This is a genomic window from Mesobacillus thioparans (assembly GCF_965138835.1).
GTDB classification, from domain to species: domain Bacteria; phylum Bacillota; class Bacilli; order Bacillales; family Cytobacillaceae; genus Mesobacillus; species Mesobacillus thioparans.
In genome coordinates, this window is record NZ_CBCSFH010000014.1 from 32,010 (window position 1) to 52,181 (window position 20,172).

Annotated in this window: 19 protein-coding genes; 13 read left to right on the top strand and 6 right to left on the bottom strand. The window is 45.0% G+C overall.

The annotated features are described in order from the left end of the window. Positions 1-100: 100 nt before the first annotated feature. Together ACNAZ4_RS19185 and ACNAZ4_RS19190 are read right to left on the bottom strand one after the other, a co-directional pair. Positions 101-1,315, bottom strand: a complete 1,215-nt coding sequence (locus ACNAZ4_RS19185) for an MFS transporter (RefSeq protein ID WP_415817113.1) — start codon at positions 1,313-1,315, stop codon at positions 101-103. 107 nt (positions 1,316-1,422) lie between these two features. Beyond that, positions 1,423-1,794 (bottom strand): VOC family protein, encoded by a 372-nt coding sequence (locus ACNAZ4_RS19190; RefSeq protein WP_415817115.1) that lies wholly within the window; start codon positions 1,792-1,794, stop codon positions 1,423-1,425. 175 nt (positions 1,795-1,969) lie between these two features. Between ACNAZ4_RS19190 and ACNAZ4_RS19195 the strand changes: the two genes are divergently transcribed. The 7 genes from ACNAZ4_RS19195 to ACNAZ4_RS19225 all read left to right on the top strand — a co-directional run bounded on the left by ACNAZ4_RS19195 (position 1,970) and on the right by ACNAZ4_RS19225 (position 8,004). Beyond that, positions 1,970-2,791 (top strand): basic amino acid ABC transporter substrate-binding protein, encoded by an 822-nt coding sequence (locus ACNAZ4_RS19195; RefSeq protein WP_415817117.1) that lies wholly within the window; start codon positions 1,970-1,972, stop codon positions 2,789-2,791. Positions 2,792-2,916: 125 nt separating this feature from the next. Next, on the top strand, positions 2,917-3,573 hold the full coding sequence (locus ACNAZ4_RS19200) for an amino acid ABC transporter permease (protein ID WP_415817119.1): 657 nt from the start codon (positions 2,917-2,919) through the stop codon (positions 3,571-3,573). Further along, positions 3,570-4,292: an amino acid ABC transporter ATP-binding protein gene (locus tag ACNAZ4_RS19205; protein WP_415817121.1), complete on the top strand. Its 723-nt coding sequence runs from the start codon at positions 3,570-3,572 to the stop codon at positions 4,290-4,292. Before ACNAZ4_RS19200 ends, ACNAZ4_RS19205 begins: the two co-directional genes overlap by 4 nt. Before the next feature lie 633 nt (positions 4,293-4,925). After that, the gene (locus tag ACNAZ4_RS19210) at positions 4,926-5,642 is read left to right on the top strand and encodes an MBL fold metallo-hydrolase (RefSeq protein ID WP_415817123.1); all 717 of its coding nucleotides are present in this window, start codon (positions 4,926-4,928) and stop codon (positions 5,640-5,642) included. Between the two features lie 3 nt (positions 5,643-5,645). Next, entirely contained in the window at positions 5,646-6,221 is a 576-nt protein-coding gene (locus ACNAZ4_RS19215) for a TetR/AcrR family transcriptional regulator (RefSeq protein WP_415817125.1), read from the top strand. Positions 6,222-6,302: 81 nt separating this feature from the next. Continuing rightward, positions 6,303-7,493 (top strand): M14 family zinc carboxypeptidase, encoded by a 1,191-nt coding sequence (locus tag ACNAZ4_RS19220; RefSeq protein ID WP_415817127.1) that lies wholly within the window; start codon positions 6,303-6,305, stop codon positions 7,491-7,493. Between the two features lie 88 nt (positions 7,494-7,581). Next, positions 7,582-8,004, top strand: coding sequence for a hypothetical protein (locus ACNAZ4_RS19225; protein WP_415817130.1), 423 nt, complete (start codon positions 7,582-7,584; stop codon positions 8,002-8,004). Between the two features lie 32 nt (positions 8,005-8,036). Here the strand turns inward: ACNAZ4_RS19225 and ACNAZ4_RS19230 are convergent, their stop codons facing one another. Together ACNAZ4_RS19230 and ACNAZ4_RS19235 are read right to left on the bottom strand one after the other, a co-directional pair. Continuing rightward, positions 8,037-10,415 (bottom strand): M14 family zinc carboxypeptidase, encoded by a 2,379-nt coding sequence (locus ACNAZ4_RS19230; RefSeq protein ID WP_415817132.1) that lies wholly within the window; start codon positions 10,413-10,415, stop codon positions 8,037-8,039. 212 nt (positions 10,416-10,627) lie between these two features. Continuing rightward, a complete protein-coding gene (locus ACNAZ4_RS19235) occupies positions 10,628-10,996 on the bottom strand; it encodes a DUF948 domain-containing protein (RefSeq protein ID WP_415817134.1) in 369 nt (122 codons plus the stop codon). A 253-nt stretch (positions 10,997-11,249) separates the two neighbouring features. On the opposite strand from ACNAZ4_RS19235, the gene nirB reads away from it, so the two are divergent. The 6 genes from nirB to ACNAZ4_RS19265 all read left to right on the top strand — a co-directional run bounded on the left by nirB (position 11,250) and on the right by ACNAZ4_RS19265 (position 17,437). Next, a complete protein-coding gene (nirB, locus tag ACNAZ4_RS19240) occupies positions 11,250-13,673 on the top strand; it encodes a nitrite reductase large subunit NirB (RefSeq protein ID WP_415817136.1) in 2,424 nt (807 codons plus the stop codon). A 16-nt stretch (positions 13,674-13,689) separates the two neighbouring features. Continuing rightward, positions 13,690-14,010 carry a nitrite reductase (NAD(P)H) small subunit gene (locus ACNAZ4_RS19245; RefSeq protein WP_415817138.1) on the top strand — a complete coding sequence of 107 codons (321 nt, stop codon included), beginning with the start codon at positions 13,690-13,692 and terminating at the stop codon, positions 14,008-14,010. 129 nt (positions 14,011-14,139) lie between these two features. Then, positions 14,140-15,594 (top strand): uroporphyrinogen-III C-methyltransferase, encoded by a 1,455-nt coding sequence (gene cobA, locus ACNAZ4_RS19250; RefSeq protein WP_415817140.1) that lies wholly within the window; start codon positions 14,140-14,142, stop codon positions 15,592-15,594. Between the two features lie 26 nt (positions 15,595-15,620). Further along, positions 15,621-16,358: a sirohydrochlorin chelatase gene (locus ACNAZ4_RS19255; protein WP_415817142.1), complete on the top strand. Its 738-nt coding sequence runs from the start codon at positions 15,621-15,623 to the stop codon at positions 16,356-16,358. 15 nt (positions 16,359-16,373) lie between these two features. Continuing rightward, complete coding sequence (locus ACNAZ4_RS19260; protein WP_415817144.1) at positions 16,374-17,000, top strand: precorrin-2 dehydrogenase/sirohydrochlorin ferrochelatase family protein; 627 nt, start codon at positions 16,374-16,376, stop codon at positions 16,998-17,000. Positions 17,001-17,116: 116 nt separating this feature from the next. Continuing rightward, positions 17,117-17,437: a YciI family protein gene (locus ACNAZ4_RS19265; RefSeq protein WP_415817146.1), complete on the top strand. Its 321-nt coding sequence runs from the start codon at positions 17,117-17,119 to the stop codon at positions 17,435-17,437. A gap of 51 nt (positions 17,438-17,488) precedes the next feature. On the opposite strand, the gene ACNAZ4_RS19270 is transcribed toward ACNAZ4_RS19265, so the two are convergent. Both ACNAZ4_RS19270 and ACNAZ4_RS19275 read right to left on the bottom strand, forming a co-directional pair. Next, the coding region (locus tag ACNAZ4_RS19270; protein WP_415817148.1) for a hypothetical protein at positions 17,489-17,776 on the bottom strand (288 nt) is incomplete at its 5' end. A 1,301-nt stretch (positions 17,777-19,077) separates the two neighbouring features. Then, the gene (locus ACNAZ4_RS19275; RefSeq protein ID WP_415817150.1) at positions 19,078-19,983 is read right to left on the bottom strand and encodes a hypothetical protein; all 906 of its coding nucleotides are present in this window, start codon (positions 19,981-19,983) and stop codon (positions 19,078-19,080) included. Between the last annotated feature and the right edge of the window lie 189 nt (positions 19,984-20,172).

Genomic DNA, 20,172 nt, shown 5'->3' on the forward strand with positions numbered 1-20,172 from the left:
CAAACTTTCTCTCCTATGTAAATACTTCCCTGAGTTATAGAGTAAAAAACAGAAGGCAAAAAAAGACTGGATCTGCCGATGGATCCAGTCTACTTCCATATTAAAAAGTATCCCTTACAAATTGCGGATTCCGCTGCATCGAAGCGAACAGGACAATCCCGCTAAGTAGCAGAAGACCGCTTGTCAGGACGAATACCGACGTGAAACCAAGGTAACCTGAAAGGAATCCGCCGAGCACAGGTCCGATGATGTTACCGAAGAAACGGAGGCTTGTGTTATAGCCAAGCACCTCACCCTGCATTGCGACCGGAGCCTCCTGCCTGATATAGGCAACCCTGACAGGAATGATGCCTCCAATCGTGATTCCCAATAGGAACCGGATCAGGACCAGCTGCCAGATATTTGTGACAAACCCGCCTGGAAGATAAATGATGGCTGATAAAAACAGGAGGAGGACAAGGATTTTTATATAGCCAATTCTGTCTGCAATCTGTCCCCATTTCCGGGCCATCAGAAGATTGCCGAGCCCTGCTGCCGAAAACGCGATTCCAGAAAAGAACGCCAGGTTTTCATGGCCATGCAGCTCTCCGACATAAAGGGAGAGGATAGGCTGGATGCTGAAATGGGCAATTTGCACGAGCATGGACATGAGCAGGACATTGACCATGATTGGATTTCTGAAGATATGCTGAAGCACTTCTTTGCGGCTGTAATTTGTTTTGCTGCCTTTTTTTATATCGATCCTATATTCCATGACCAGGAACACGAGCAATCCGGACAGGATGATAAAGATGGATGTGGAGTGAAAGGTTGTCGAATAGCCTAATGAGTCAGCCAGGACACCTCCAATCATCGGACCAAGCAAGGAGCCAGTGATACTGCCCGTCTGGAGGGTCCCAAGTACCTTTCCGGCATGTTCCTTTGGCGTTTGTGTTGAAACAAGCGCCTGGGACACTGGGATAAAGCCTGAGAACAAGCCCATGAACATCCTCAGTAAAAATAACTGCCAAACCGAAGTGGCGAAACCGAGCAGGAAGACCGATAATCCCATCCCGAAGGCCATGAAAATCAGGATTCTTTTACGGCCGAATCGGTCTCCCAGTCTTCCGACGATAGGCGAGAATAGGAAAGCTGTAACAAATGTGATGCTGAATGTTAGGCCTGACCAGTTCTGGACATATTTTTCCGAAAAATCCCCAAACGACTCAATGTATAAGGAGAGGAAAGGCATTACCATTGTCATACTGCCTGCGATGAAGAAATTGGCGAACCACATGATCATCAGGTTACGTTTCGCCTTTTGCTGCTGGGTCATACCATCAACACTTCTTTCTCAGTACGAATATTTCGCTTTTCTAAATATTATACCAAAATTTTGCTGTATTGAAAACCAATACAGCAAGCAAAAACGGGTATCTCTGATTAGCGGACCCGCTCAAGCAATTCAATTCTATTGCCAAACGGGTCAGAAACGTACATCCTGTTTGTGCCCGGGAGCTTGTCATCTTCGAGATATTCCACTCCAGAAACAGACAGATGCTTCTTCAACTCTTCAATATTCTCCACTTCAAACGCCGGGTGTGCCTTCTTTGCCGGAACAAAACCTTCCTCGACCCCAACATGGATCTGGACGGATCCGAATTGGAACCAGGCGCCGCCGCGCTTTTTCAATTCAGCAGGTTTTTCGATCTCTTCAAAACCTAATATCCCACTGAAAAATTTCCTTGCCTCGTCTTCACTGCCTTTAGGGGCTGCAAGCTGTACATGGTCAATCGCTTTAAATTTAAATGTCATATGAATCCCTCCTTATCTATTCCTATATTAATCTTGTTAGAAACATAAGGAAATGACAGGTTATCAATAAAAAGAGATAAGTTTTTCTTATTCTCTTTTAGAGTAATACAAGCCTCATTGTCTTCATATAAATTAGTAAAGTTTTGTACGCTTTTTATAAGAGGGGGCAATAGGAATGAAAAAAAGATTCTTTGTCATAATCATGATGGCAATTGCAGCGCTTGTTGTGTCAGCATGCGGCTCAAGCGAAACAAGCGAAACCAATGGCAGCGGGAAAAAGGAACTCAGGGTCGTAACCGATGCTGCATATGCGCCTTTTGAATATATGGATGGCGATAAGATCGTTGGCTTCGACGTTGATTTCCTGAAGGCGGCCGCGAAGGAAGCGGGTTATGAGCTGAAGTTCGAGAATGTCGGCTGGGATCCCATTTTCGTTGAGATTGGCAGCAAGCGCGCCGATCTCGCCGTATCATCTATCTCCATTAATGACGAGCGCAAGCAAACCTATGATTTTTCATTACCATATTTCCTGTCCACAAATAAAATCCTTGTCCGTGAAGACAGCACCATCAAAAACGCTGCTGATCTGAAAGGCAAGGTAGTCGCGGTCCAAAACGCCACTACCGGGCAGGAAGCGATGGATAAACTGCTTGGAAAGAACAATGAGAACATCAAGAAATTCGATAACAACAACCTGGCAATCATGGAAATGCTCTCAGGCGGGGCAGATGCAGTCGTGGCAGACAATGGGGTGGTTGAAGTCTATGCCAAGAACAATCCGGATGAAAAATTGAAGGTCATCGAAGACAATGGCAGTTTCGAGGCAGAATACTACGGCATCCTTTTTCCAAAAGGAACCGATCTAAAAGCCGACTTCGATAAAGCCATCAAGAAAATCGTCGAGAACGGCACCTATGAAAAAATTTATCAGGAATGGTTCGGCCAGAAGCCGAACATCGAAATGCTGAAGGCAGAACAGGATAAGGCATCAAAGTAAACCCAAAATCTATGAAACTGCAAAGATGCGTAACTCTTAACACGGCGTTACGCATTTTTTTGTAAGCCAGGCAAACTGCCTATGAAAAAATCCGCTCCTTAACCGGGGGCGTTGGAGGGCAAGCTATGGATTTCCGTTTTGATATGATTGTTGAATACTCTCCTTATCTGGTAAAAGGTACGCTCTTGACCATCGGGCTATCACTGGCCGGGATTTTAATTGGGACAATCTTCGGCTTGTTCATCGGACTAGGCAAGATGCAGCGCCGGAAGCTGCTCGCATGGCCATTTGTCTGGTATATCACTTTCTTCCGCGGGACCCCTTTATTCGTCCAGATCCTGCTGATCCATTTTGGGGTAGTCCCGATGCTTCTTGGGAAAACAAACGGAATTGCAGCGACCATCATCGCTCTGTCGCTGAATGCAGCGGCCTATATCGCAGAGATTTTCCGTGCCGGCATCCAGTCGATTGACCGCGGCCAGATGGAAGCAGCCCGTTCGCTTGGGATGACCCACGTCCAGGCGATGAGATATGTCATTCTTCCCCAGGCATTCAAACGGATGATTCCGCCGCTTGGAAATGAATTCATCGTGCTGATCAAAGAATCCTCACTGGCTGCAATCGTCGCGACGCCGGAAATCATGTATTGGGGAAGGGCGATGGCCGGAAAATATTATCGGGTATGGGAGCCGTACCTGACAGCTGCCGTGATTTACCTGATCCTGACACTGTCCCTGAGCTTCTTATTAAATCTACTCGAAAGAAGGCTGAAAACGGAATGATCACAATCACAGATCTGGAAAAATCATTTGGAAGCCACAAGGTGTTGAATGGAATAAACGTGGTCGTCAAGCCGCAGGAGGTTGTTGTGGTGATCGGGCCATCCGGGTCGGGAAAATCAACCTTCCTCCGGTGTATTAACCTGCTCGAAACGATCACGGCAGGACATGTAAAAATCGAGGGAGTAGACATTACCGCAAAAGGAACCAATATCAACAAAGTGCGCGAGGAAGTCGGGATGGTGTTCCAGCACTTCAACCTGTTTCCGCATAAAACAGTGCTTGAGAATATCATGCTGGCGCCAATTAAAGTACGTGGGATTTCGGAAGAGCAGGCACGTTCCAAAGGAATCAAGCTGCTGGAAAAAGTCGGACTTGGTGAAAAAGCGGATGCCTATCCTGACTCACTGTCGGGAGGCCAAAAGCAGCGAGTGGCCATCGCCCGAGCCCTGGCAATGGAACCGAAAATCATGCTGTTCGACGAACCGACATCCGCACTCGACCCGGAAATGGTCGGCGAAGTGCTCGAAGTCATTAAACAGCTGGCCAGGGAAGGAATGACCATGGTCGTTGTCACTCATGAAATGGGCTTCGCCAGAGAAGTAGGTGACAGAGTCATCTTCATGGATGGCGGACTGATCATAGAAGAAAACCAGCCGCAGGAAATCTTCGAAAACCCGCAGCACGAACGAACGAAGGCTTTTTTGAGCAAGGTTTTGTAGGATGAAGGGGAAGTCCGCTAGATGCTGGGCTTCTTTTTTGACGGTGATCAAAGAACTTATAACTGTAAATTCCTGCTCGAAATATTTCCTTATGCAGGCAAAACCATCCACATAAGGGTACCATTCATGTTGAAAGATACCCTTATGCAGGCAAAACCATCCACATAAGGGTACCATTCATGTCGAAAGATACCCTTATGGAGGCAATACCATCTACATAAGGGTACCATTCATGTCGAAAGATACCCTTATGTAAGCCAATCCATCCACATAAGGGTACCATTCAGATTGAAAGATACCCTTATGCAGGCAAAACTATCCACATAAGGGTACCATTCATGTCGAAAGATACCCTTATGCAAGCCAATCCATCCACATAAGGGTACCATTCAGATTGAAAGATACCCTTATGNAGGCAAAACCATCCACATAAGGGTACCATTCATGTCGAAAGATACCCTTATCAAGACCAATCCATCCACATAAGGGTACCATTGAGCATACCCTTATACAGTTTCAATCTGTCCACATAAGGATACTAATTTAAATTTTTTCCAATTAAAGGTTGATTTAACTAATGGTATTAGTTAAAGTAAAACTAACGATATTAGTTTTGCCTTGGAGGGGTTTCAAATGAGGGTGATCAAAGAAGGTTTTTTATATCAGTTAACATTCATGCCAAAAGTTTTTCCGGTGAATTGTTATTTTATAGAAGAAGAGGAGGGGCTGACTTTAATTGATGCAGCGCTGCCGAACAGTGCAAAACCTATTTTGCATGCAGCAGAACAAATTGGGAAACCAATCAAAAGAATCGTTTTGACACATGCCCACAGCGACCATATTGGAGCACTTGTTGAATTGAAGGGAAAGCTGGATGTCCCTATTTATATATCTGCCCGTGATTCACGCCTTCTTGCCGGTGATACATCACTTGACCCAACTGAACCTCAGACACCGATTCGTGGGGGAGTACCGAAGAACATCAAAATAAAACCTGATGTGTTACTTAGGGAAGGGGATGAAATCGGCTCGTTAATCGCATTTGAAACTCCAGGTCACACACCTGGATCGATGTCTTTCCTGGATAAAAGAACAAATTCCCTGATTGCTGGTGACGCATTCCAGACTAGAGGCGGGACAGCTGTATCCGGTGTGACAGTGCCATGGTTTCCTTTTCCGGCGATGGCTACATGGAACAAGAATCTGGCATTGCAAAGCGCGAAAAAAGTTCGCGGGCTAAAACCAACTATTCTCGCTGTAGGTCATGGGGAATTGCTTCGGGGACCTGTGACTCAAATTGAAAAAGCTATCCAAAAGGCAGAAGCATTTTTACAAAACAAAGGAGCTTAAAAAATGTCACCAAGACCGAAAATCGCACTCGATAAACAGACCATTGTATTGGCAGCAGCCCAGCTTGCGAATGAGCAGGGTAGTGATCATGTAACGCTTGCATTGCTGGCAAAGAAGCTTAACATAAAACCACCATCATTATATAACCATTTTGAAGGCCTTCCCGGAATCAAGAGGGAGCTCGCTCTGTTTTCTCTTGAAAAACTGTACGACGGACTTGAGGCTGAAGCATTGGAAAAGTCTCCAGGTGAGGAATCAGTCTTGGCGATAACAGATGCCTATCTATCCTTTGCCAGGGAAAATCCCGGACTTTATGAATTTGCTTTGTCAGCGCCTGATCCTTCAGATGGACAAGTCAATCGTGCCGGTGAGAGGATTGTCAGGCTGGTCATTTCCAAAATTCAGCCTTTTAATTTGTCGGACGATGAAGCCATTCATGCTGTACGCGGTTTAAGGAGCATCATGCACGGTTTCGCTTCTCTGGAGCAGAAAGGCGGTTTCGGTATGCCGCTTGACTTGGATGAAAGCTACAAGCTGGCAGTGATCACCTTCCTACGGGGCATGAAAATATCAGGTTAATTTTCATCTTCTGAAATAGTTTCTATAGGTACTCACATACATATGTATAGATGCAACTTTTGAAAGAACAGGAGGCGCACTATGGATATATATGTGAGAAGAGGAGATTCATTTTGGTATTACAGCAACCTTTTCAACATCCCGCTCCAGTTAATCATAGATTCCAACCGCGATTTGGATCCGAACGCACTGACTGTGGGCCGGACTGTGAAGATCCCCGGTTATGCCGCTGTGGATTACCGGATCCGTGCGGGGGATACTCTCTGGCAAATTGCCCGGAGCCGAAATATCCAGGTGGATGCTCTGCTGCTGGCCAACCGGAATATCAATCCAAATGGATTGTACATTGGCCAGATGATCAAAGTGCCAACAAGGATAACCTGGCGGATTGTCCAGGGTAAAAAAAATTACGATTATGGCTCACTGATGAGCGATTTAAGGCGATTGGAAAATGTATACCCATTTATGCAAGTGCCGTCGATCGGCAACTCTGTTTTAGGAAAAAGGATTCCTGAAGCATTGATCGGCAGTGGAAATAAGAAGGTCCATTACAATGGTTCATTCCATGCGAATGAATGGATCACCACGCCGGTCCTCATGACTTTCCTTAATGACTATCTCCTTGCGCTGACGAATCAATCCTCGATACGAGGGCTGTCAATGCTGAACTTATACAAACTGACGACTTTGTCGATTGTCCCGATGGTCAACCCTGATGGTGTCGACCTGGTACTCAATGGACCACCCGAAGAGGAGCCATGGAATGAAAGAGTAGTAGAATGGAATAGAGGAAGCATGGACTTCAGCGGCTGGAAGGCGAATATAAGAGGAGTGGACCTGAATGACCAATTCCCGGCAGAATGGGAAAAAGAAAAAGCAAGGAATCCAAGCCAGCCTGGCCCAAGGGATTATGGAGGCGAAAAGCCATTATCAGAGCCGGAAGCAATCGCCATGGCAGAACTTACACGCAGAAGGGATTTCTCAAGGGTTCTCGCCTTCCATACCCAGGGAGAAGTGATTTACTGGGGCTTTGAAAATCTCGAACCGCCGGAATCGGAGGCGATGGTCAATGAATTTGGCCGGGTAAGCGGCTATCAGCCGGTAAAAACGATCGAAAGCTATGCCGGATATAAGGACTGGTTCATCCAGGATTGGCGCCGGCCGGGTTTCACCGTCGAGCTCGGATTTGGAATCAACCCGCTGCCGCTGTCCCAATTCGATGAGATTTATGAAGAAGCCCTGGGAATCTTCCTGGCAGGTCTTTACCTTTAATGAAGTGGATCACCTGAAAAGGTGATCCTTTCCTGTATCCTCATTTGGATTTATATGGTAAAATAAAATCAAGAAAAGGAGGCGTTAGATGACTTATCCAGGCAGATTGCCGAAATATGCCATGTATATCATGATCGTTTCGGTGTTGTTCTTCCATCAAAATATATTCCTCCAATTTATGATCACATTTATCGCCATTATCATGATTCTGCTTCAACTCGAGTTGAGGATATCCTCAAATAAGCTTGAATATAATATTAACCTTTTCAAATTAACCATTTACAGAAGGACCTTAACTCGCTTTGATATCAAGGCGATAAAATTCGGAAGGATCGGCTGGTCGACGAAAAATGCCGTTATCAAGGTGTACGGCGGGTTCAATATCGGAGTGGCCCATTTTTACAGCGAGCAGCTTATTGACGAACTTGAAGAATTTGCACTTGCGAATCATATCGAAGTCCAGAAGACGAGTGATTATCTGCTTCTGGAAAAACACTATACAAACAGCTGAAAAGCATCGGTCGCCCGATGCTTTTTGCATGCTTATTTTTCAAAAATGCTATTGGAAAGGAGACGGAACAGGTAGTCTGTGTGATCGCGGAAGCCCGCTTCAAGTCCGATCAGCGTTACATCTTTATCCTGTTCTTTAACGATGACTGCTTTTCCTTGAGCTGCCCGATTGTTTTTCCAGTGCCCGGCAACAAAGAATTCAGTGTTGTCGTCAAATGTTGCAGCAACTTCATCATCCCCTGTATTTTCATACCAGACAGGACGATAGACGAAGCCGAGATCGTCCTCGCTGTAACCGCCAGTCATACCTTCGCCGCTGTAATCAACTTTCGCGATTCCGTTGCTGTTGTAGCCTGCAACGACAATCGTGTTATCTGTAAGGCCTAATGTCTTTGTCGCAAGTGAAGCACCCGCACCGACCGCGATATACTTCCCGCCATTATTTAAAAATTCTTCAACATTCATTTTAAAGATATCAAACTGGCCAGGATTCTCGAAGCCAAATTCCTGATTGGCTGCACGTGATTGAGTTTTGGCAATCAGCCCTTCGGTACCGCTGTAAACGAATACGTCAAAACCCGTCAGTCCCTGTTGTGCAACTTCGGCCGGGGTGACCTCTGTAACATCGAAACCAAGGCGTTTCAATGCAAGTTTTGTTCCTGAATGGGACTGTGCCTTATTCATGCCGCCGTCCTTAAGGATCGCTACTTTAAGGCTGTTAACTTCTACTGCTTCAGCAGGTATCTTTGCCGATTCGATATGCAGTCCGGATTGTTTTACAGCTGAGCCAATGTTATTCGCGGCAGCTTCTGTGTAAAAATTCCCTGCTTCATCGCGTTTTACGGAAACGCCTTGCTGCATGAGCGTATTGGCAAGTTGAACCGCTTTTACAGAACTGTTTGGAATCAGGAAGGGCCCTTTGCCGCTAACTGATCCTTGTTCCTGGATCTGGTTCACTTTCGTTGCAGTTACATTGAATTCATCCTGGACAGCTACTGCCTCAAAGCCCCAAAGCTCTGGAAGGCTCCACGCTGAAATATCGTACATGGAGTCGACATCCTCAGTGATATCCTCGCCATCCCATAACATCGTATTGGCAAGCCCGGCCTTTGCCTGGTCCATTTTGACAATGTATGTGCCTTTTGGATAAGATTTTCCGTCTGCTGTAAAAGCTTTCGAAGCCTGGACGACTTCGATGTCGTTTTTCTGCAGATGCTTAACAGCCTTATGTGTTACGGTTGGATCTTCCTGATCAACAGGCAGTACATAGGCAGTAGGGAAGAAGCCTTCGTCATGGAACGGATGATCAAAATTGATGCCTCGCTTGAACATTTCAATCTGGTCCTTGATCATTTCCTGCTTGTTATCCGTGGCATTTTTCAGTGCACCCATGATGGCATCATACATCCAGCGGACGCCGTCAGTATCATTCGTTGGCGCTTCAAGCGTGTGGCCGTATGCACCATGGTACATCGCATACATTGGCGTAAAGATCGGCGGATAATCATCCCAGCCTTCTGCGTCATCACGCTGGGGAATATAGGTCCCCACCATCGATTGATACAGGCTGCCGGTGAAGCTTTCCTTGTCAGACATGATTTCATTTTCCATCGCTTTTGCCTGATCCATTGCCCATTTTTGGTAAAGGTCATATTCGTAATTCGGATTGTGCGGAACGGTACAAGGCTCAATGAGACCCTGCTTATTTGGCGCGTAACCTTTTACGTAGCCATGTGTATCAAGGAAGACCATTGGATTCCATTCTTTGATCAGTGAAACGGTTTCCTGGGTTTCCGGCTGTGACTGGGTGATGAAGTCACGGTTCAAATCGATTCCTTCTCCGTTGAAACGGGTCGCATCGACACGTCCATCAGGATTTTGCACCACATTGAAGATCAATATATTGTTCTCGAGGATTTCGGTCGTGGTCTCGTCGTTTTCAAGCGCAAATCGTTCAATTAGCTGCATGACGGCGTCGCTGCCGACAAACTCTGTTCCATGGATTGAACCATTGATCATGACTGGTACCTTGAAGTCTGGATTGTTTTCAATCCACTCCTGAGCCTTGCCAGGGTTTTTGAACATTTGTTTTCTTAAAGCCTGGATCTTGCCAAACTTGCCCTGAGAATCTGGTGCAGCGATCGTAACGACATAAAGAGGCTGTCCTGTTGATGAATGGCCTTTTACTTCAACCTTCACACGATTGGATTGCTTTTCGATTTGTGCCAGCTTATCGCCGATTTCCGAGAACTTCATAAAGTCATAGTTTTCACTGTTGAACAAGCTGCCGTCCTTTTCTTCATAAGCATTAACATAATTCCACTTCGAAGACTCAGCTAGTGCCGGAGACCATGGAGCGGAAGCCAGCAAACTTGCAGCTACAACCCCCGTAATAATCTTTTTGTACTTCATGTATGTATTCCTCCAAAATAATTTTGTATATTTATACATAATAATTAGTAAAAATTATTTCGGCAATCGTACAAAACTACTAAAAATGGGTCTCGGTGGCATAACGCTTGATTTTGCAGGATTTTAGTGTGATTGGGAAATATTTCGATGTAAAAATATAGGAAGATAGTCACTGGTCAAAGGCAAATAAAAAACAGGGCGGGTGCCCTGTTTTATTGTGGCTGCATTGTACGATTACGGCGCTTGCGGTTCCATTGTCTTGCCTTATATTTCTGTTCAAGTTCAGCGACAGGTTTTGCAACAAGTGCGTTCTTGAATTCAACAGGTGTCTGTTTTACTGAAAATACAACCGAATTGACAGCTTTCTTTTTCTTTTCAAAATCAGTCATCAGCTTTTGCTGTTTAAATTTTAGTGAATCCGTTTCTTCTTTGATCGCATTGGTTTTATTCTGGACGCGTGTTGCTGTCTCTTGAAGGCCGTCAATAGTTGGCTTAGCTTCTTTGAATGTCTTAAATGCAACAAATCCAAGATAAGCGAGTGCAGCCACAATGACAGCGATGCTTAAATAAACAATGATCATACAATAAGCCTCCTTTCCATAGTACGGTGAAAAACACTTACATATTGATTACCCTATTTAGCCCAAAGAATAACAGATTTTTGATGGAAGCCTAAATTTGTTAATTTTGAAGTATTTGTGAATGTATGCACAAAGTTTAGTGAAAGTGTGACGAACTTCACAACCAGGAGACTTAAATCACAATACAATTTATACATAGAGTAAAGATCATTAATGAAAACTCCGCATTGGACACTATAGGAGGACAAACAAGATGAAAAAGAAACTAGTCATGATAGGAAACGGTATGGCCGGAGTAAGAACAATTGAAGAACTGCTTAAACTCCAGCCGGAGGGATACGAAATCACTATTTTTGGGAATGAACCTCATCCTAATTACAATAGAATTATGTTATCTACAGTACTTCAGGGAGATAAGTCGATTGATGATATCATCATGAATGATTGGAATTGGTATAAGAGTAACGATATACAACTCTTTGCAGGAGAAGAAGTCGTCGAAATTGACAAGGAAAAGATGCAAGTCATTTCTGATCAAGGACGAAGAGTGGACTATGATGAATTGATAATAGCTACCGGCTCTAGCTCGTTTATCCTGCCTGTACCTGGATCTGATAAAAAGGGAGTCGTGGGGTTCCGTGATATCCATGATTGTGAAATGATGATCAAAGATTCTAAACGGTATAAAAAAGCAGCGGTCATTGGCGGAGGGCTGTTAGGTCTGGAAGCAGCAAGAGGCTTGCTGAATTTGGGCATGGAAGTCGATATTGTCCATTTGATGCCACATCTGATGGAAAGGCAGCTTGATGAAACGGCTTCTGGAATGCTGAAAAATGAGCTGGAAACCCAGGGCATGAATTTTTTGCTTGAAAAGCAGACCGCGGAAATTTTAGGAGAAGAAAGGGTAACAGGACTGAGATTCTCAGACGGTACTGAAATCCAGACAGACCTTGTTGTCATGGCGGTCGGAATCCGGCCTAATGTCCAACTGGCAAAAGACAGCGGCATTTATGTCAACAGAGGGATTGTCGTCAATGACTATATGGAAACGGATATGCACAATATTTATGCTGTCGGTGAATGTGCGGAACATAGAGAAATCGTTTATGGGCTGGTAGCGCCGCTGTATGAACAGGGAAAAGTACTTGCAGCTAAACTTGCGGGTACCCCAACCAACCCTTATGAAGGAACAATATGCGGCACGCAGTTGAAGGTTTCTGGGTGTGATTTGTTTTCAGCAGGTGAAATCGGTGATGACGAGGGTACGAAATCAATCAAGGTCCACAATGAGTTTGATGGGATCTACAAGAAGATTGTCATTCGTGACAACCGGATTGCCGGGATTGTGCTTTATGGTGATACGAAGGACAGCAACCGCCTGTTCAGGATGCTGACGAAAAGGGAAGACATCAGCGGCATGACAAGTGTCTCGATTCTTGAAGCAAATGGATGCTGTGGAGGAGGAGAAGCGGGCGATGTAGCAGCGATGGCCGATGACGAACTTGTCTGCGGCTGCAATGGTGTCACAAAAGGAACGATTGTTGATGCGATCAGGACAAATGAACTGACGACTATTGACGAAGTGGGAGGCTGCACAAACGCAGGCCGTTCTTGCGGAAGATGCAAATCGCTCATATCCGACATTCTCGCGTATACGCTTGGCGACCAGTATGATACTTCGGCGAAAAAGGCAGGTATTTGCGGCTGTACGACTTTGAGCAAGGATGAAGTAGTCGCAGAAATCAGGGGAAAAGGATTGACCAATGTCAGGGAAGTCATGAATGTGCTTGGGTGGTCCCAGGAGGAAGGGTGCTCAAAATGCCGTCCGGCAATCAACTATTACCTTGGAATGGTCCATTATGAAGGCTATAAGGATGAACGCGATTCAAGGCTGGTTAACGAGAAAGTGCATGCCAACATCCAGAAAGATGGAACATATTCGGTTGTGCCAAGGATGTATGGCGGTGTGACGACTGCAGCTGATTTGAAAAAAATCGCGGAAGTTGCCGAGAAGTACGACGTGCCTTTGGTAAAGCTGACTGGCGGACAAAGGATTGGCTTGTTTGGTGTCAATAAAGAGGACCTTCCTGCTATGTGGGAAGATCTTGGGATGCCATCAGGCTATGCGTATGGAAAAACATTGCGCACCGTAAAAACCTGCGTCGGCGAAAAATTTTGCCGATTTGGCACCCAGGATTCAATGGGACTCGGGATCGAGCTAGAGAAAAAGTTTGAGAGACTCGATACCCCGCATAAGGTGAAGATGGGTGTTTCTGCTTGCCCAAGGAACTGTGCGGAATCCGGAATCAAGGACATTGGCTTTGTCGGAGTCGATGGCGGCTGGGAAATCTATATCGGCGGGAATGGCGGAACCGATTTGCGCGCTGCAGACCTGCTTGATACGGTCAAGACGAAAGATGAAGCATTGGAAATCACCGGTGCATACCTCCAGTATTACCGAGAAACTGCAGCCTATCTTGAAAGGACTGCACCATGGCTTGAAAGAATGGGTCTAGAACATGTCAAAGAAGTCCTGGCTGATGCGAACAAGAGAATGCAATTGAACGAAAGACTTGATAAGACATTGGAGAGATATAACGAGCCATGGCAGCAAGCGATCTCAGATAACGGCATAAAAGAAAAGTACTATCAAGTCCGCAGCGTGAGTGTTGAATAAGGGAGGATGGGTGAAAATGCAAACAACGAAAGTAAGAATCAAAGTAGCTGATTATGATTCCCTGCCTGAACGGGCAGGGCAGGCAGTCACAGTAAATGGTGAGAAGATTGTCTTGTTCCGGATATCCACCGGAGACGTCAAGGCTGTCGAAAACCGCAGTCCTCACCGCAAAGGCGGAACCCTTGCCGATGCGCTCGTAAGCGGGAAGTTTATCTACTGTCCAGTCTATGACCTGAAAATTTCACTGGAGGACGGCAAAGTTCAGGCACCGGATACAGGTGAAGTGAAAACGTATGAAGTTGAAATCATAGAGAACGAAGTGTTTTTACAGATATAAAATGTGAGAGGGACCTCCCTCAATGAAAGGCGGAAGCGACTGGGGGGAGGGGCTAGGCGCTGGAGCTGGACTCTAATCCAATTGTTAAAAGTTTATACTTTATACAGCATTGAAGGGACGGGAACTCAAATGGAAAAAGGAAAAGCATTTTTAGTCGGAGCAGGACCTGGAGACGTACAGTTGATTACAGTAAAAGGGTTAGAGGCGATCAAAAAGGCAGAGGTCATTTTATATGACCGGCTCGCCAACCCAAAATTGCTGGATTATGCTCCCTCGGATTGCGAACTAATATACTGCGGCAAGCTCCCAGACCGACACGTCCTTCGCCAGGAAATGATCAATGACCTTCTGGTTGCAAAAGTACTTGAAGGAAAGATCGTCGTCCGCCTTAAGGGCGGCGATCCTGGGGTTTTTGGACGGGTAGGCGAAGAGGCAGCTGCTCTGGCAGAGAATGGACTTTCTTTTGAAATTGTTCCGGGAATCACTTCGGGAATCGCTGCACCACTTTATGCAGGAATCCCTGTTACACACCGAGAATTTGGTGAATCCTTCGCGGTCGTGACAGCCCATGACAAGTCCGAAAATGGCCAGCCAAAACTGGACTGGAATGGTCTAGCAACAGGAATTGACACCATTGCTTTTTACATGGGTATTTCAAATCTACCCTATATCAGTGAAAACTTAATCAGGAATGGAAAGTCACAGGAAACACCGGTCATCCTCATTCAATGGGGAACCTTTTCACGGCAGCAGACTCTGGAAGGAACTCTGTCCAATATTGCCGCAAAAGCGGAGGAAGTGAATTTTACCAACCCTGCCATCACCCTCGTTGGTGACATCGTATCGCTTCGTGAAAAATTGAACTGGTTTGAAAAGAAACCGCTGTTTGGAAAGCAAATAGTTCTGGCTCGAACCGGAACGGATGAAAGTGAACTTGCGAGGGAATTGATGGAACAAGGTGCAGACGTAATCGAATTTCCAAAATGGAAGAGGGTAACTGTGCCTATTGATCAACGAGTGATCAAGCGAATCGCTGAATACGAGCAAATCCTTTTTACATCCCCTGAAAGTGTCAGGGAATTTATTCAGGTCCTGATTGCCGAAGGAATTGATGTCAGAAGGGTGAAGGCAGACTTTTACGGCTGCTCAGCAAAATCAGTTAAAGCATTAAAAGATAAGGGTTTTTTTGCGGAACTAGAAGGGGAAATGCCGCAGCATGGCAAGCTGTTAATCGTTGGTGACCGTGAGATCCCCCTCAATTACGATCACGCAGATAGGTTTTTGACATCACAGAAAGTCATCGACGAACAATTCACACCAATTTTTAAAAGAGTTCTTGAGGAAGCTTCTGTTAATACCATTGTTCTGCCATGCAGCATTTCTGTAAAAACATTCATAGAAGAGGGAATCCTTAAGGAAACCATTCCGCAGCAGCTCCTGAAAACATCCGAGATTATTTGCATGGGAGTGAAAACCGCAGAAGCTGCCAGGCAATATGGTATGAAAGCGGATATGGTGTTAGAATCACCAGATAAAACCACTGTGATCGATCGTTTGTGCAGGAAAGAGGCTGCGTACGTTTAATAGAATTGTTGTTAAGGAGAGAAGAAATGGAAGCAACAGTATACATCAGCCATGGCAGTAGAAATGAGCAAGGAAATGAGTTATTTGTGTCATTCATCGAGAAGGTAATCGCAAAAGGTTCGGATAAGAATGCCTCCTATGGTTATTTGGAGAATGCCAGCCCGTCAATTTTTGAGGCAGTTGAGAGCAGCATCAAGCAAGGGGCTGAAGAAGTGACTGTCGTACCCGTGCTGCTGCTCCCTGGAATTCATGCAAATGAAGACATTCCAGCACAACTGGAAAAGGTCAAGCAAAAGTATCCAAAAGTAAAAATCTTTTATGGTAAACCGCTCGGCGAAAATGAAACGGCTCTTGAAATTATCCTGGACCGTTTGAAAGAACAGGGTTTTACTGACAGTGAAACAGAGATGGTACTGCTCGTCGGACACGGTAGCAGGGATTCACAGGCTGCGGCTGAATTTGAGAAATTGTCCGCCTTGTTTCAGGAGAAAATGAGGTCCAAGGTAGATACAGGCTATATAACTACAAATCCTTTTTATGCAGATAAACTGTTGAGTTGTCGGGATTATGCAAAAGTTTTCCTAGTCCCATATCTTTTGTATACGGGTGGATTCACGGCCAAGATGGAGGAGAAGCTGAAGGAAGTCCATAGTAAAAAGCCGACGAACGAGTTTATCCTATGCAATGCTTTTGGCTTTGATGAACGTCTCGGCGATCTGCTCCTTCAAAGAGCGGAAGAAGCCATGAAGCTGCAGACAATCTAGCGAGGAGGCTTAGGAATGCTATATTCGATGAATCTTAAAATTTCTGGCAGGGAGGCTGTGGTCGTCGGCGGTGGCAGGGTGGCTCAACGAAAGGTCCAGGGGTTACTGTATGCAAAGGCCCGAGTTACCGTTATCAGCCCTGATTTGACCGACGGATTGCTGGGCCTGGCAGAGACCGGGCAAATCATATGGAAGCCAAAGCATTTTTCAGGCGAGGATCTTGAAGGAGCCTTGATCATCATTGCTGCTACAAATGATCGAGGAACGAACCTGTCCGTTAAAAAGTATGCTGCCGCGACTCAGCTCGTCAATATTGCCGATGATCCTGAAGAATCCGATTTCCAAGTCCCTTCTGTTGTAAAAAGAGGCAAATTGAACATTGCCGTTTCGACCTCCGGGGCCAGTCCGATACTCGCTAAAAAGATTTGCGTTCAGCTGGAGCAAATGTTTGATCAACAATATGAAAGTTATCTTGATTTCCTTGCATCCAGCCGAAAAGAAATTAAAGCGACTGTCAAGGATGAGGGAGCAAAAAGGAAGCTCCTGAGAGAATTAGCAAATGAGAGTTTCCTGGTTGCTGACCAGAGAGAGGAAAGGTTTCACAGACTGCTGGAAGAAGCAGTAAGAGAGGAGGGAAGGTAATGCGCAGATGCGCTCAATTACTCCCCTCCTTTTTGTTTTTCCACTTTACAACTCCCGGGATCATCAGGAAGTGGTATAATTGACTGGAAGATTTTATGAAAAGGAGTACTTAGTAGATGAGTAAATTTGTTGTGATCCTGAAAGATAAACGAAATGGAGAACTCGATTCAAAGTTGCTCGCAAGCCATATTGACCATCTCAGGCAGTTAAACCAGGCAGGACAACTGATGATTGCCGGCCCATTCAAAAATAACGATCACGCGATGATCATCCTGAACTGCGATAATATTGATGAAGCAATCGCACTGGCAGAAAAAGATCCGTTCATCAAAGAAAAGTACTACCATACATATGACATCAACGAACTAATCGTCGCCAACGAAGAAAATATGTGGCTGATGGACAGCCCTCAGACAAAGGGAAATCTCATCCACTAATAGAAAAAGGGACATCCAGCTAAACTGGAAGTCCCTCTTTTGGCATGACCATTATTTAGTTTCTACTTCAACGATGACTTCCTCAGTCACAGATTCTGCAGACTCTTCAGCCGGCTTTTCAAAAACAGCAAGTACAGCAGAGATCAAAGCAGCGAATTTCTTCGCGATTTCACTTGCATGTGCAGCCTTAGACGCAGATTTATTGGCAACAGAAGGGTTTACTCTTGCTTCATCAGCAACAGTCTCGTCCGTAGCCACTTCCTCAGTAACCTCTTCAGTAGCAGTATCATCAGTGACAACTTCCTCAGCAATTTCTTCAGTAGCAGTCTCGTCAGTTACNACTTCNTCAGTTACTTCTTCAGTAGCTTCTTCTTCACTCACTTCAACAGACAAAGCAACAGCTGAATTTTCGTTAGCTTTCTCTTTAGCAACATCGCTAGCGTTAAAAGCTTTAGACTTCATTTTGTTGGCAATAGAAGGAGATACTGTAGCTTCGTCTTCTGTAGCTTCGTCTTCAATAGCTTCGTCTTCAGTAGCTTCGTCTTCAGTCACTTCATCTTCAGTCACTTCGTCTTCAGTCACTTCATCTTCAGTCACTGAATCTTCAGTAACTTCTTCATCAGCAGCTTCTTCGTCAGTAACAACTTCTTCAGTAACCTCATTTTCAGTCACTTCAACAGATAAAGCGACAGCTGAATTTTCATTAGCTTTCTCTTTAGCAACATCGCTAGCATTGAAAGCCTTAGACTTCATTTTGTTGGCAACAGAAGGAGATACCTTCTCTTGCGTATCTTCGTCTTCGTTGTCATTTTCGTCTTCATGTTCATCTTCGTGTTCATCTTCATCTTCAGTCTTTACAGTTGCATCTTTATCAAAATCCAGATTTTCAGAATCAGAATCAGAGTCATCATCTTCATCATCTTCTGTTTTTACAGTAGCTTTTGCATCAAGGTCGATGTCTTTGGATTCTTCTTCAGAATCTTCATCTGAATTCTCATCGTCTTCCTTTTTCATTTCAGTGTCAGCTTTTGGCTTTGTTTCCTCTTCGTCTTTAGTTGCTTTAGGGTCTGCTGCATCCTCTAAATCAGAGTCTGAGTCAGTGGCTTCAGTACCTTCAGCTTCTTCAGAGTCAGCATCAGTTTCATCAGTCACGATTGGCTCAAGTTCTACTGCTTCTTCAACGACAGGTTCCTGGGTAACAGCTTCTTCTGTTGGAACTTCTTCAACTGATGCCTCTTCGACAGGCACTTGCTGATTCGTTGTGTGGACAGCTGCATTTGGTGCCGCGTGCTGTTTGGCAGTTTCGCTTGCATGAATGCCAGCCTGTGATTTTGATGCCTTTTCCTTAGCTTCAACCTTAGCTTCAACCTTTGCTGCAGCTTTTGGCTGAACCTTCACTGCAGGATTTGCCGGAACAGCAGGAGTTGCTTTTACAGCAGCTTTATTGGCAGCCTGGACTTTCGCAGGCTTCTCGTTATGTTTTTGTTCAACCTTCACTTTTTCCGGACCGGCAGCCTGAGTGAAATGGCCTCCAGTTAGTACCCCGATTGACAATACTCCAGCTAGCATAAAAGATTTAACAACTTTAGTTCCATTCATATAATTATTCATTATGATTATTCGCTCCCTTTTAATTATCGTCATTCCGTGGCAATTGCATCGGTATACGGTAAAAAAACAGGAGCTCCAAGCGGTGGTGGGGAAGGTGGGGCATTCACCCACTGGCTCTGAAAAACAGTGACGCGCGACATGAACGGCTGTATGAGATTTAAGTGAAATGCTTCATCCCAAATAAACCATTTGTCGGTTAAAAAAGTGCTTGAGTTTCCATAACTTGACCGGTCGCTGGATGGCCCCCCTGAAGCCTTCGTGCGTGAAGGAGGGTTAGGCAGATTGTCTCCTTGAGGATAACGATCATTTTTGGATGGATCCCTTTCATCTTGAGATGAATTGTTTTCAAACTGTGATGAATCGCTTTCAACCTTTTTTGCAGCAGGCCCTTTTCTGCCTTCAGCATTTGCTGTCTTTTTGACAGAGGACGGTGGCTGGGCTAACCTCTCTGATCGCTTAACCTTTTCCTCCAAACCGGGAGATCTTCGCTTTGTTTCTGGATCTTTCGTATGTATGGAATTGACCGCAGCTTTTTTATTTTGGTTATTGCTGTGTTTTTGGTTATGTTTCGCCTGATTTGGATTTCCAGGGTTCGATGCCTTGGTTTTTTGAGGTTGTGCTGCTTTCTCATTTTTCTTCGATGAAGAAGCCTTCCCATTTGCTTTCAATGCATCGACAGGCTTATCCGGTGTCTTGGCCTGGACAGGTTTCTGGACAACTTCTTTCTGGATTGGCTGTTTTTTAACCGCAGTTTGTCCAGTAGATTTTGCTGAAGCCTCGGTATTCGCTGTCTTATTTGGCAGAGGAGCCTGTTGGGCAGCCAAAGGTTGTGGCCCTTTTCCGGCGTTTGAATCTTTTTCGGCGAAAGCCATGTCTGGCACCAATAAAGCAACACTAGCAATGATGCCAATAATGATTAGTTGTTGGAAGTGCATCCTTTCACCTCCTTTCAATGCAAGAATCTGTCTCACGAATAGCATTCTGAAATTCAAATCTGTTTTTGTCGGTTTTTGCTGCATTTTAGATGAAACCGTTCTTTTAACCTAGCAGTCTATTTATTAGGAATGATTCAAATTTCCTTTCTTTTTGGTACTTATTATTTTGGGTGGAAATTAATTGGCTTT

Coding starts and splice junctions, on each gene's coding strand:
- ACNAZ4_RS19185 (WP_415817113.1), bottom strand. CDS start 1,315: ATGACCCAGCAGCAAAAGGCGAAACGTAACCTGATGATCATGTGGTTC.
- ACNAZ4_RS19190 (WP_415817115.1), bottom strand. CDS start 1,794: ATGACATTTAAATTTAAAGCGATTGACCATGTACAGCTTGCAGCCCCT.
- ACNAZ4_RS19195 (WP_415817117.1), top strand. CDS start 1,970: ATGAAAAAAAGATTCTTTGTCATAATCATGATGGCAATTGCAGCGCTT.
- ACNAZ4_RS19200 (WP_415817119.1), top strand. CDS start 2,917: ATGGATTTCCGTTTTGATATGATTGTTGAATACTCTCCTTATCTGGTA.
- ACNAZ4_RS19205 (WP_415817121.1), top strand. CDS start 3,570: ATGATCACAATCACAGATCTGGAAAAATCATTTGGAAGCCACAAGGTG.
- ACNAZ4_RS19210 (WP_415817123.1), top strand. CDS start 4,926: ATGAGGGTGATCAAAGAAGGTTTTTTATATCAGTTAACATTCATGCCA.
- ACNAZ4_RS19215 (WP_415817125.1), top strand. CDS start 5,646: ATGTCACCAAGACCGAAAATCGCACTCGATAAACAGACCATTGTATTG.
- ACNAZ4_RS19220 (WP_415817127.1), top strand. CDS start 6,303: ATGGATATATATGTGAGAAGAGGAGATTCATTTTGGTATTACAGCAAC.
- ACNAZ4_RS19225 (WP_415817130.1), top strand. CDS start 7,582: ATGACTTATCCAGGCAGATTGCCGAAATATGCCATGTATATCATGATC.
- ACNAZ4_RS19230 (WP_415817132.1), bottom strand. CDS start 10,415: ATGAAGTACAAAAAGATTATTACGGGGGTTGTAGCTGCAAGTTTGCTG.
- ACNAZ4_RS19235 (WP_415817134.1), bottom strand. CDS start 10,996: ATGATCATTGTTTATTTAAGCATCGCTGTCATTGTGGCTGCACTCGCT.
- nirB (WP_415817136.1), top strand. CDS start 11,250: ATGAAAAAGAAACTAGTCATGATAGGAAACGGTATGGCCGGAGTAAGA.
- ACNAZ4_RS19245 (WP_415817138.1), top strand. CDS start 13,690: ATGCAAACAACGAAAGTAAGAATCAAAGTAGCTGATTATGATTCCCTG.
- cobA (WP_415817140.1), top strand. CDS start 14,140: ATGGAAAAAGGAAAAGCATTTTTAGTCGGAGCAGGACCTGGAGACGTA.
- ACNAZ4_RS19255 (WP_415817142.1), top strand. CDS start 15,621: ATGGAAGCAACAGTATACATCAGCCATGGCAGTAGAAATGAGCAAGGA.
- ACNAZ4_RS19260 (WP_415817144.1), top strand. CDS start 16,374: ATGCTATATTCGATGAATCTTAAAATTTCTGGCAGGGAGGCTGTGGTC.
- ACNAZ4_RS19265 (WP_415817146.1), top strand. CDS start 17,117: ATGAGTAAATTTGTTGTGATCCTGAAAGATAAACGAAATGGAGAACTC.
- ACNAZ4_RS19275 (WP_415817150.1), bottom strand. CDS start 19,983: ATGCACTTCCAACAACTAATCATTATTGGCATCATTGCTAGTGTTGCT.